Raw genomic sequence first — 12170 nt, 5'->3', positions numbered from 1 at the left:
GGATGTTTTTTAATGCGGGACTGACTGAGTAACTTTATCCTCCCGAGACATGAGATCATTTTACAAAAATCGAATACCATCAATCGCGCCCGATCCTTGCATCCATCTTTTTTGCGCTACCTGCTAAACCTGCAAGAGCACAAATCATAAAAACCAACAGCCTATAAACATGAACCTGAAACAGAAATTCTCGGATAGCGATCTTCAAAGAATAAAGCAAGCTGTAAAAGATGCAGAAGACAAAATCTCCGGAGAGATTGTACCTGTTATTGTAGAACGCAGCGGCCACTATGTAGAAGGAAACTATCGTGGTAGTTTAGTAGGAGCTTCGCTGGTCTTTCTGTTCATGATTGTGCTCGACCGGTATATTATTACCGATGCAACCAACACACTTTATTACGATCCGGTTTTTATATTCATTGCGGTGATCATTGGCGGTGTGCTGGGGGCTATTCTTCCCAACTTTATAGATCCGCTAAAAAAATCATTGATCAGCCAACGGCATTTAGATTACTCAACACGCCAGCGTGCAGAGAATGCTTTTCTCGAAGAAGAAGTTTTTAACACACGTCATCGCACCGGCATCATGATCTTCATCTCGTTCTTTGAGCATGAAGTGATTGTAATGGCAGATAAAGGCATCAGCAAAGTGGTAGAACAAAAACAGTGGGATAAAATTGTTGCAGACCTAATTGCTCATATACGAAGCGGTAAAATTGTAGAAGGTTTGGAAGCTTCAATCAAACGCTGCGGAGAAATTCTGCTTGAAAAAGGATTTTATAAAACTGATGATGACACCAATGAACTGGGAGATGAACTACGTTTCGACCGTTAACTCCGGCATATATGTTCCGGCAAATCCTAACCATTTGAACCGCGCATGATCTTCAGAAAGCTTTTAATCCTTTTTCTTATCCCTGTCTTTTCATTTGCACAACGCAGCATTCCAGAGCATGGCGGCAAGTGGGTGCACGATGAAGCCAACGTTCTTTCGGCTGCTACAGAGGCAGAGCTCGAAGGTATACTTAAAGCAGAAAGAGATTCTACATCCAACCAGATTGCTGTATTGATTATACCCTCGCTGGATGGCGATGCACTGGAAGATTATTCTCTTCGTGTGGCAGAGAAATGGAAACTGGGCCAAAAAGATAAAGACAACGGAGCACTGCTGCTTATATCGATAAACGATCGACTGGTTCGAATCGAAACCGGCTATGGATTAGAAGGTGTTTTAACCGATGCGCTATCCAGTCGTATAAACCGAAATGAAATAGCGCCTCACTTCCGGCAGGGTGATTTTGATGGCGGAGTGAAAGCCGGAGTGATGGCAATCATTCAGGCTATAAAAGGTGAGTATAAAAATGATGCACCGCCTCCAACGCAAAAGAAAAATCGTAAAAGCTCTCCGCTCTTTACATTACTCATCATATTGATTATTATCATTTTTGCCGCTCGCAGAGGTGGTGGCGGTGGCCGCGGAGGGCATTGGTCATCACGTGGCGGATGGTGGATTGGTCCACTGGGTGGAGGCTTTGGTGGTGGCGGAGGTGGAAGCTCCTGGGGAGGCGGAGGTGGTGGCTCTGACTTCGGTGGTGGTGGAAGTTTCGGCGGCGGAGGTTCGAGCGATTCGTGGTAAAACTGTTTTGGCTGCCGATGAATAAATTCCTGTTATCTTTTTCCGTTTTGTTATTCGTACACCTGACGTGCCTGGCTCAACGTGCAGTGCCTGCGTTGTGGGGACATCGCGTACATGACGAAGCGCATATACTCTCGCAGGGCGTTATCGATTCGCTGGAATTAAAACTGAAACAACACGAAGATTCTACTTCCAATCAAATTGCTATACTCATTATTCCTTCCTTGGATGGCGAAGTGTTGGAAGAGTACGCGTTGCATGTTGCACACGATGTTTGGAAGCTTGGAACAAAAGATAAAGACAACGGAGTGCTGCTGCTCATCGCAGTAGACGACAGGAAGATGCGCATTGAAGTGGGCTACGGTTTGGAAGGTGCTTTAACCGATGCCGTTTCACGAAGAATTTTGCGAAATGAAATAGCACCGAATTTTCGTGCCCAGCGATACGATGAAGGTGTAACGGCCGCTATCGATGCGATCATTGCTGCCATACATGGCGAGTATACTGCTTCCGATGAACCCGATCTGTCGTCTGATGCAGACATGACACTTACAGAACGATTGCTGATTGGAGCGTTTATCTTCGGTATACTGGGAATTTTTACGGTGCTGGGAATATGCATACGCGACAAAGCTGGCTGGTTTATCTATGCCTTTCTCGTAATATTCTACGCGGTGTTTCCGTGGATTGTGTTGGGCTTTGCCGGAGGTATGATTGCCTTGGGTATATATCTCGTTGGTTTCCCCATAGCCAGAATGTTGCTGCAGCGTTCGGCATGGTATAAGAAGAAACTGAGCAAACTTAATCGTGGCGGTGCAAGCGCCCGAAGGAAATCGTCAGCATCTGCCTGGTTTGATACCGGTAGCAGCTCATGGTCAAGTGGCAGCAGTAGTAGCGACTGGTCGAGTGGAAGCAGTAGCAGCGACTTCTCCGGTGGTGGCGGAAGTTTTGGAGGAGGAGGAAGCAGCGACTCCTGGTAAATTTTTCTTTTGAAAGGAATCAAATACACGAATTACCGTTAGGCATAAACCTGTTTTAAACCATAAAAAATAAAAGACAATCATTTCAATAGCAGGTATCTAATCCTATTTTTGGGCCTTCTTTAAACCCATCTATATGAAAGCCGAACGAGGTAATTCGCATAGCGCCAAGAACGGTAAACGTCACCCCCAATCCTGAAAAACAAACCACTTCCTGATGAAAAGAGATAAAGTAATTTTCGACCTCATTGAAAAAGAAAAAGAACGCCAGCAGCATGGCATTGAACTGATCGCTTCCGAGAACTTTACTTCTCAGCAAGTGATGAAAGCCATGGGAACTGTGCTCACCAACAAGTATGCAGAAGGCCTTCCTGGCAAACGCTACTACGGTGGGTGCGAGGTAGTAGATGAGATTGAACAATTAGCGATAGACCGTGCTAAAGAATTGTTTGGTGCAGAATGGGCAAACGTTCAGCCCCACTCTGGTGCGCAGGCTAATGCTGCTGTAATGCTGGCCTGCCTCAAGCCCGGGGATAAAATTCTGGGCTTCGACCTTTCACATGGCGGACACCTTACACACGGATCTCCGGTAAACTTCTCCGGTAAATTATACCAGCCGATGTTTTATGGTGTGGAAGAAGCAACCGGTGTTATTGATTTCGATAAAGTAATAGAAACTGCCCAGCGCGAAAAACCGAAGATGATCATCTGCGGAGCTTCTGCTTATAGCCGCGATTGGGATTATAAAAAACTTCGCGAAGCTGCGGATAGTGTAGGTGCTATACTATTGGCAGACATCTCTCACCCGGCAGGCTTAATTGCCCGCGGGTTATTGAACGATCCGATGGAGTACTGCCACGTAGTGACAACAACAACACATAAAACATTACGCGGTCCTCGTGGAGGTTTGATCCTGGTTGGAAAAAATTTCGATAATCCGTTTGGATTGAAAACCCCCAAAGGCGAATTAAGAAAAATGTCGTCTGTGTTGGATTCTGGCGTATTTCCAGGCACACAAGGCGGTCCGCTGGAACATGTAATTGCAGCAAAAGCAATCGCATTTCAGGAAGCGCTTTCAGACGAATACATGGAGTATATTGTGCAGGTTGCCAAAAACGCGAAAGCCATGGCACAGGCATTCCTCGATAAAGGCTACAAAATCATATCCGGCGGAACCGATAACCATTTAATGCTGATTGATCTTCGCTCGAAGAAACTCACCGGCAAACAAGCGGAAGAATCATTGATACAGGCCGATATCACCATCAACAAGAATATGGTGCCATTCGATACACAATCGCCAATGGTAACGTCAGGAATGCGCATCGGAACCCCTGCGATTACTACACGCGGCTTGAAAGAAAAAGACGTAGTAAAAGTAGTAGAGCTGATCGATGAAGCACTCCAGAAGGTAGATGACACGAAACACCTCAAATCGGTGAAGAAAAAAGTAAACCGCTTGATGGAGAAGTTTCCGCTGTATTAATTTTGACTTAAACATTCGGACCTTCTGTGGTTTTGAAAATAAATCCAGAAGGTCTTTTTATAATTTCTACAACCATGCCATTAGATCAGGACACGATAGACGAAAGTGGAGAAAAGGAAATGTCATTTCTCGATCATCTCGAGGAACTTCGGTGGCATGTTATCCGCTCAATGGTGGCGATAGTAGTGTTTACTATTTTCGCTTTTATTGAAGTGAAATGGGTATTCAACAGTGTAATTCTTGCGCCAGCCAAAGCAGACTTCTGGACGTGGCGGATGCTTTGTAAAATTGGTCACGCTTTTAATTCGCCCGACCTCTGTATTGAAGATATTCCACTCGTGCTGCAAAGCCGCTTCATGACAGGTCAGTTCACCATCACCATTATTGCGGCTTTTGTGTTGGGCCTCGTGTTTGCATTTCCGTATGTAGTGTGGGAACTATGGCGCTTCATCAGGCCAGGGCTGCGTGTAAATGAACGCAAAAACTCCAAAGGCGTGGTAGGTGCCGTATCTGGTTTATTCCTGGCCGGTATTTCTTTCGGGTACTATATCATTGCTCCACTCATGGTATACATCATGGTGAACTACAAGATCAGTGATATGATCAAGAATGAATTTGACATCACTTCCTATGTAACCACAGTACTCACGCTTGTGTTGGGAAGTGGTTTGCTGTTTCAATTGCCGGTTGTTATTTTCTTCCTCTCGAAATTTGGCCTGGTAACGCCAGCCTTTTTGAGGAAATACCGGAAGCATTCAGTGATCGTTATCCTGATTGTAGCAGCTATCATCACACCTCCCGATCCGTTGAGCCAGACCTTAATCTCGATTCCGTTGTATTTACTTTTTGAAATCAGTATCTTAATATCAGCGCGCGTAGAAAAACAGAGACTGAAGCAGGAAGCTGAAGAGCGTATGCGCGAAGAACAATCTACACCATCAGCATCATGAAAAATATAGCAATAGGCAGCGATCACGCCGGATTTGAATATAAAGAAGCCCTCCGCCAGTGGCTGGAAGAAAATGGTTACAGCTATAAAGACTTTGGAACTTACAGTACAGCTTCTGCAGACTATCCTGACTTTGCACATCCGGTAGCCAGTGCTGTAGAGAACAAAGAATTTGATATGGGTATATTGGTATGCGGCAGTGCGAACGGTGTAGCCATAACAGCAAACAAACATCAGGGTATACGTGCCGCTATTTGCTGGACAGAAGAGCTGGCAGGCTTAGCTCGCCAACATAACGATGCAAACATTGTTTGTATACCGGCACGCTTCATCAGCCTGGATGATGCTAAAAAGATCAGCGATAAATTTCTAAGCGAAAAATTTGAAGGTGGCCGCCATGCGAACCGTGTTTCGAAAATTAGCTGCTAAAGAATTTTAGAGAGACTTTGTCAGACAACCCAGCTTAGATATAGCTGAACTCACCGGTTCCTGTTTTAATGGTAACTTTTTTGGAATCGGATTTTTCCACACGTCCGATGATCTGGGCTTCCATGTTAAAGCTCTTCGCAATGTCTATTATCACCTGCGCATATTGCTCGCTCAGATAAAGCTCCATACGATGGCCCATATTGAAAACCTTATACATCTCTTTCCAATCGGTTTTACTCTGTTGCTGAATAAGCTTGAAAAGTGGAGGTACAGGAAACAGGTTATCTTTTATAACATGAACATGGTCTACAAAATGAAGAACTTTGGTTTGTGCTCCACCGCTGCAATGCACCATGCCATGAATATGCTGACGCAGATTTTTTAGTACTTCAATAATTACCGGGGCATACGTACGTGTTGGTGAAAGCACAAGTTTGCCAGCATCGATAGGTGAGCCGTCCACAGCATCGGTAACTTTACACGAGCCAGCGTATACCAGGTTTGCAGATATACTCCCATCAAAAGACTCCGGATATTTGGACGCATACTGCTTGTGAAAAACATCGTGCCGTGCAGAGGTTAAACCGTTGCTGCCCATGCCTCCGTTGTAAGATTCTTCGTAGGTAGTTTGGCCATAAGATGCCAGCCCTACAATTACATCGCCTGCCTGTATATTGCTGTTATCAATTACATCTTTCCGCTTCATGCGGCTTACTACCGTACTGTCGACAACAATAGTTTTTACAAGATCACCTAAATCGGCTGTCTCCCCTCCTGTGCTAATAATGTTAAGACCGTGCTTGCGCAGCATAGTCAACACTTCCTCCGTTCCGTTGATAATGGCAGCAATTACTTCGCCCGGAATCAGATTTTTGTTACGACCAATGGTAGAAGACAGCAATATATTTTCTGTTGCACCTACGCACAGCAGGTCATCAATGTTCATGATGATCGCATCCTGGGCTATACCTTTCCATACAGATGCATCACCAGTTTCTTTCCAATATATATAGGCAAGAGACGATTTTGTGCCAGCACCATCGGCGTGCATTACGGTGCAGTAATTTTCATCGTGACTTAAATAGTCTGGAACGATCTTGCAGAATGCTTTTGGAAAAAGCCCTTTGTCCAGTTTGCTGATGGCCTGGTGAACATCTTCTTTGGAGGCAGAAACGCCTCGCTGATTATAGCGATCCGAACTCAACTGTATATATCAATAAATGAAGAAAAGAATTATCCCTTCTTGGCGAATAGGCTTGTAAATAAATTAAGCGTCTTTCTTAACGAGGAACTGCTCCAGATCCTTCAGGTTAAGAATGCCTTCATAATAAGCTTTGCCGAAAATTACAGCGAAAACTCCCATGTCGTTGAGACGCTTGATGTCGTCAATACCACGAACACCTCCGCTGGCCAATACGCAAATCTCTGGAAACGCCTTGATGATGTCCTGGTAATAATCGAAGGCCGGGCCTTCCAATACACCATCGCGCGACACATCAGTGGACTTCACATATTTCAAACCACGGGAATAAAAGTATTCCAGCTGTTCGAACAGTTTCATCTGCGTTTTGCGTTGCCAACCTCTGAACAACAGTTCCTGTGTATTGCGATCCACTACATCTGCACCCAGAGTAATTTTTTCGCGTCCGTAAGAAATGATCCACGAAGCAAAAAGGTCTGGATTGGTAACAGCAATACTCGCAGCTGTTATATAGTCAGCGCCAAATTCGTAAGCCTTGCTTATATCACCATCGGTAGATATACCACCGGTAAAATCAATCTTCAGATCGGTATAACCGGATATAGTCTCCAATACCGACCAGTTAACAGGCGAACCCTTCTCAGCACCATCGAGGTCTACGAGGTGAACGACTTCAATACCATGATCCTCGAAACGTTTGGCGAGGTCAAGCGGATTTTCATCATACGCTTTTTCGCTGGTCGGATCGCCTTTGCGCATCTTCACGACCTTTCCTTTCCGGATGGCAATAGATGGAATTACCTGAATCATTTATACGAGATTTTTCTGAGGAGCCAAGTTACGATGCAAAGCTGAAAAACCCTTGTAGTAGCTAAAAAACTGAAAATTATTCACGGTAGCGAATTTGCTTTAAGGCACCATAGATTTCGCTAATTTTAGCAATCACATGAATTATCCTATGAGAAAAACCACCTTACTGCTACTGCTGCTAATGGGAATGATGACCAATGTTTGGAGCCAGGCGAAAGTACGCAGGTTACCAAGCGTTATTAATCACCCATCGCTGGATGTTTCAACGCCCTACATCAGCTTTGATGGCAATGCTCTGCTTTTTGTTGCCAACAATGGCCAGGACGGAGCGCTTACGGTTTTATATACCTCGCGGGAATCGGACTGGAAAGAGCCTGTTGAATTGCCAAAATACTTAAATACACGCCTCAATTTTTTTAAAGGCTACGCTCTTAGTGCTGATGGAAAGAAATTATACTTTACGTGTGCTAAAACACCCGTAATTGGCGGCTACGATATTTTTTCATCAGAATACAACGGAAGCTCTTGGAGTCAACCGGAGAATTTGATGCTCCCGATAAATTCAAAAACGAATGATGGTGCTCCTTCTTTTTCGGCCGATGGCAATACCATTTATTTTATGCGCTGCGATAAAATGGATCAAAGCAAAGCGGGTGGTTGTAAAATTTTTAGCGCGAAAAAGAAATCCAACGGGCAGTGGGAAGAACCTGTAGAGTTACCGGCTTCTATTAACACCGGCAACTCACAAACACCACGCATCATGGCCGATGGAGAAACGCTGATCTTTTCATCCGATAAAATGGCCAGTAACAAAGGAGGTATGGATCTTTATGTAACTAAATTCAAAAATGGCACATGGACAACTCCGCTGGCGCTTGATTTTGTAAACACAGACCAAGACGATCAATACGTAACGGTTGCTGCATTGGGCAGATATCTGATAAAGGAAGCCCCGGGCGCAAGAAAAAATTCTGAACTCACCGAGTTCCTTATACCTGCTGATGTAAGACCCCGCGGTTTGATGATGGTGGAAGGTAAAGTTACGGATCCTGCCGGGGCGGCTATTCCAGCCTATATTTCCATTACGGATTTGAACACCAACAAGCGTGCATATAGCGGCCGACCTTCTGCTACGGGAGCTTATTCTGTATTCTTACTGGAAGGAACAAAGTATGAATTTGTGGTTGATCCTGAACAAAGCAACATGTCCTTCTATTCAAGAACAATTGATCTTACCACCGATAAGATTCCTCAAAAGGAAAAGATAAATGTAACGCTCAAGCAACCGCAGGCTGGCGATGAGATTCCGTTGAATGTTACATTCAAACCAAATTCAACGACTATCGATCCTGCTTCAGAAGCTGAGCTCAAAAGGCTATCGCGCGTAGTAAAGGCTAACCCAACGATGAAGTTCGAGATACAGGTTTTGTTAAGCGGCTATAGGGAAGACACGACACAATCTTCGCTTGATCTTACAGAATTAATGGTTGATTCAATTCATGCGAAAGTAAATGCTATTGATTCACTGGGTAACTCCTATAAGAAAGACACGGTGTTTGTAAAAAGAACTTTTCACAACGACAGAACACTGGCACAGGCGCAAGCGGTAATAGCGTATTTGGTAGCACAGGGCTCCGATCCTAAAAGCTTCAAGTATTTTGGCAATGCTATTCCGGCCACTGCGCCCGAAAATAAGAAGCTAACCGTGAAGGCTGTAGCACGGGCAAAGTAATCTAATTACATGGCATCACGACAGAAAATAAAGCGAATGCTGATGAGCACAGTCTCGTCAGCATTTTTTTTGATCATTACTGATTTCCTCGCTTTTAACACATCATTGTCAGTAGGCAAAATGCGCTGGAGGTAATTCATGCATTTTGTTTTCTGTTTCATATCGTGCCATTTGGCATTGCCTATGGAGGAGGGTCAGAAGTATATATAGCCTTGTACTATACCGTGATGTGGTTTGTAATAGCGTTCGCTATATACTTTTTATCGCAGTTGGTCCGTCCGGTGAAAAAATCAGTAAGAAAAAGGAACCGCGACCAAAGTCTTATCCCACATTAAAACCATTTCGGCATCTTCACCTACTTTTTCGAACGCAATGGTGAATTGCTCGAATAAACGATCTTGCTGAACAGAGTGAACTTCAAGTTTTAATACATCGCGGGCCGGGTCGCGATTGGCCTCGCCGGCAGAGTTAACGCCCCACTGGCCAAATTCAGAGTTGAAGATAAATACCCAGGTTTCTTCACCGGGTATAGTCCACAAAGTATACTTGCCCTTTTTCAGGGTCTTGCCTTCAAATTGCAAGTCTTTCGATGTTTCGAATGTAGTGGCCTCGTTGGCACCGGTGCGCCATACAACACCAAAGGGAACAAGCTTGCCAAAGATTTCGCGTCCTTTTTTATACGGACGGTTGTAAAAGACCTTTACAGAGAGATCTCTGTCGTTAAATACAATTTCCTCTTCCGGGCTGAACGACTTGGTCTGTTTCTTCATGTAATACATCGTAAGTCTGCCCAGCAGAATAAGAACTACAATAGCAATTCCTGTAAAAATTAAAAAACGCTTCATAAATTATTAACTGGCCTCGTCAACAAGATCGCGATTCAAAACAATTTTTCAATCTTCTGATACAAAATACTGTCGGAGAACCTATTTTTACGGGCCTAAAATAATAAAGTTATGGACGTAGCATCTTGGTGGCCTTTTTATGTAGTAATCGCATTGTTTACCCTCGCCATCGTTTCACCATGGATTTTCCCCAATAAAATGGTGAGCAAAAACAAGCACGATAACAAATTCTAAGTCGGTCTTTTCAAACCGACAAAATTTATTCTTCATGAACCTCTGCGTTTTCTGTGGCTCATCATTAGGTCATTCGCCAGTGTATGAAGCTGCAGCAAAGGAGCTTGGCGAACGCATGGCAGCCCAGGGCCACACGCTTGTGTATGGCGGTGGCAACGTTGGGCTTATGGGTGTCATTGCCGATGCTGTGATGCAAAACGGAGGCGAAGTAGTTGGAGTAATTCCAGATTTTTTGCTTCAACGAGAGGTTGGTCACCGCGGGCTAACGCGGCTTGAGGTGGTGAACTCCATGCATGAACGCAAGAAACGCATGGCCGACCTGTCCGATGGTTTTGTTGCACTGCCGGGCGGCTGGGGTACATTGGATGAGCTCGCAGAAATCCTCACGTGGAGGCAGTTAGGCATAATTTCACAGCCTATAGGCCTTCTCAATACAGCAGCTTTTTTTGACTCGCTGTTAGATCAAATGCACAAGATGGTTGATGCCGGTTTTCTGCAGGCAGCCAATCTTGACTTTCTCAGAGTAGAGCATACTCCCGAAAAACTTCTCGCTTCCATACAGCGAGAAAATCACTAAACATTAATACATTTTGCCTTATCTTGACGTATTACCCAAATACGTTCACACGTTTGTATGGTGCGCATAACACAGATTTTAGTACTGGTTATTCTTTGCATTCAAAATCTATCTGCTCAAACACTTGGCTTTACTCTCCCGCCCGGACAGAGGCGTGTGCAAATACCAATCGAAATCTACAATAACCTGGTGGTTATACCGGTGGTCCTCAACAATTCGCTGCCTTTGAAGTTTATACTGGATACCGGTGTGCGTACTGCAATACTAACACAGAAAACATTTACTGATATTCTCAATCTTCCCTATTCACGAAAATATACCATCTCCGGGCCCGGAGGAGAAAAACTGGTGGATGCGTATGTTACTAATAACGTAACGCTTTCTCTGCCGGGCATTTCAGGACGTGGGCATGCGTTGCTGGTGCTTGAAGAAGATTACCTCGAATTAAGAAATTACCTGGGGACCGATGTGCATGGTATTCTTGGCTACGAATTATTCAGCCGATTTATCGTGCAGATTGATTATGAAAAGAAATTGTTGACGTTTACCACACCCGAGAAATTTCACAAATCACGAAAGTTTCAAACGCTTCCAATGAAGATCGAAGACACCAAGCCTTATATCGTTACTCCGGTTTCCCTGCAAGACGGCACAACGATAAATGCAAAATTACTCATGGACTCTGGTGCAAGCCATGGTTTGATGCTAGACCCTTCATCGGATGCAAGAATTACAGTGCCTCCCAATGGCGTAAGCAGTGTGATCGGCCGTGGTCTTGGTGGTGAAATTGTGGGAAAAGTGGGCAGGATAAAATCCATTGAGTTTGGCACCTATAAATTGAATCAGGTGATAGCCAACTTTCCCGACCCTAATAGTTATGCCGATAGTATCAAGATTGGTAATGTATTTCGAAATGGCGCCGTAGGCGGAGAAATTATGAGCCGCTTTACCATCATATTCAACTTTCCACAGGAAGAAATATATATCAAGAAAAACAGCTCGTTCAAAAAAGGTTTTCACTATAACTTAAGTGGCCTGGTGGTAAAGGCAAAAGGATCGCAGTTAAACGTGTTTGAAGTTACAGAAGTGCGCCAGCAATCTGCTGCGTATAAAGCAGGTGTAGAAACGGGTGATATAATTTTGAGCATCAACGGAATACCAGCTCAAATGTTAAACCTTAACCAGGTGAATGGCTTTTTTAACACTAAACCCAAAAAGAAGATTCGGCTGGAGATTAACCGTAAAGGATTGCACCTGCGAAAAGATTTTCAGCTCGAAGATCAGATATAGC

14 protein-coding genes are annotated in these 12170 nt (G+C 44.3%); 10 read left to right on the top strand and 4 right to left on the bottom strand.

Features of this window, described 5'->3' with window-relative positions:
- Positions 1 to 169 precede the first annotated feature (169 nt).
- The 6 genes from V7Q33_RS00450 to rpiB all read left to right on the top strand — a co-directional run bounded on the left by V7Q33_RS00450 (position 170) and on the right by rpiB (position 5480).
- Positions 170 to 835, top strand: coding sequence for a TPM domain-containing protein (locus tag V7Q33_RS00450; RefSeq protein WP_333818565.1), 666 nt, complete (start codon positions 170 to 172; stop codon positions 833 to 835).
- 45 nt (positions 836 to 880) lie between these two features.
- Entirely contained in the window at positions 881 to 1636 is a 756-nt protein-coding gene (locus V7Q33_RS00445; protein WP_331982181.1) for a TPM domain-containing protein, read from the top strand.
- A gap of 17 nt (positions 1637 to 1653) precedes the next feature.
- Entirely contained in the window at positions 1654 to 2616 is a 963-nt protein-coding gene (locus V7Q33_RS00440; protein ID WP_333818564.1) for a TPM domain-containing protein, read from the top strand.
- Between the two features lie 217 nt (positions 2617 to 2833).
- Entirely contained in the window at positions 2834 to 4102 is a 1269-nt protein-coding gene (gene glyA / locus V7Q33_RS00435; protein ID WP_333818563.1) for a serine hydroxymethyltransferase, read from the top strand.
- A gap of 74 nt (positions 4103 to 4176) precedes the next feature.
- Positions 4177 to 5052, top strand: coding sequence for a twin-arginine translocase subunit TatC (gene tatC / locus V7Q33_RS00430; RefSeq protein WP_331982187.1), 876 nt, complete (start codon positions 4177 to 4179; stop codon positions 5050 to 5052).
- Positions 5049 to 5480, top strand: coding sequence for a ribose 5-phosphate isomerase B (gene rpiB / locus V7Q33_RS00425; RefSeq protein WP_331982189.1), 432 nt, complete (start codon positions 5049 to 5051; stop codon positions 5478 to 5480). Before tatC ends, rpiB begins: the two co-directional genes overlap by 4 nt.
- A 34-nt stretch (positions 5481 to 5514) precedes the next feature.
- On the opposite strand, the gene V7Q33_RS00420 is transcribed toward rpiB, so the two are convergent.
- Complete coding sequence (locus V7Q33_RS00420) at positions 5515 to 6684, bottom strand: AIR synthase related protein (RefSeq protein ID WP_333818562.1); 1170 nt, start codon at positions 6682 to 6684, stop codon at positions 5515 to 5517.
- A gap of 63 nt (positions 6685 to 6747) precedes the next feature.
- A complete protein-coding gene (locus V7Q33_RS00415; protein WP_331982193.1) occupies positions 6748 to 7491 on the bottom strand; it encodes a 1-(5-phosphoribosyl)-5-[(5-phosphoribosylamino)methylideneamino]imidazole-4-carboxamide isomerase in 744 nt (247 codons plus the stop codon).
- A 148-nt stretch (positions 7492 to 7639) separates the two neighbouring features.
- Here V7Q33_RS00415 and V7Q33_RS00410 point away from each other — a divergent pair, with 148 nt between their 5' ends.
- Positions 7640 to 9223, top strand: coding sequence for an OmpA family protein (locus V7Q33_RS00410; protein WP_333818561.1), 1584 nt, complete (start codon positions 7640 to 7642; stop codon positions 9221 to 9223).
- Positions 9224 to 9228: 5 nt separating this feature from the next.
- Here V7Q33_RS00410 and V7Q33_RS00405 read toward each other — a convergent pair whose 3' ends face one another.
- Positions 9229 to 9384 carry a hypothetical protein gene (locus V7Q33_RS00405; RefSeq protein WP_333818559.1) on the bottom strand — a complete coding sequence of 52 codons (156 nt, stop codon included), beginning with the start codon at positions 9382 to 9384 and terminating at the stop codon, positions 9229 to 9231.
- Between the two features lie 129 nt (positions 9385 to 9513).
- On the bottom strand, positions 9514 to 10068 hold the full coding sequence (locus tag V7Q33_RS00400; protein ID WP_331982198.1) for a DUF2911 domain-containing protein: 555 nt from the start codon (positions 10066 to 10068) through the stop codon (positions 9514 to 9516).
- 111 nt (positions 10069 to 10179) lie between these two features.
- Here V7Q33_RS00400 and V7Q33_RS00395 point away from each other — a divergent pair, with 111 nt between their 5' ends.
- From V7Q33_RS00395 to V7Q33_RS00385, 3 genes are read left to right on the top strand one after another with little or no spacing between them, the layout of a single operon-like run.
- On the top strand, positions 10180 to 10302 hold the full coding sequence (locus tag V7Q33_RS00395; RefSeq protein WP_331982200.1) for a hypothetical protein: 123 nt from the start codon (positions 10180 to 10182) through the stop codon (positions 10300 to 10302).
- Between the two features lie 34 nt (positions 10303 to 10336).
- Positions 10337 to 10879: a TIGR00730 family Rossman fold protein gene (locus tag V7Q33_RS00390; protein WP_331982201.1), complete on the top strand. Its 543-nt coding sequence runs from the start codon at positions 10337 to 10339 to the stop codon at positions 10877 to 10879.
- A 57-nt stretch (positions 10880 to 10936) separates the two neighbouring features.
- Positions 10937 to 12169, top strand: a complete 1233-nt coding sequence (locus V7Q33_RS00385; protein ID WP_331982203.1) for an aspartyl protease family protein — start codon at positions 10937 to 10939, stop codon at positions 12167 to 12169.
- The last annotated feature ends 1 nt before the right edge of the window (position 12170 follow it).

Source organism: Ohtaekwangia sp. (genome assembly GCF_036786105.1).
GTDB lineage: Bacteria > Bacteroidota > Bacteroidia > Cytophagales > Cyclobacteriaceae > Ohtaekwangia.
The sequence above is the reverse complement of the archived record's forward strand: the minus strand, read 5'-3'. Positions and strand labels throughout refer to the sequence as shown.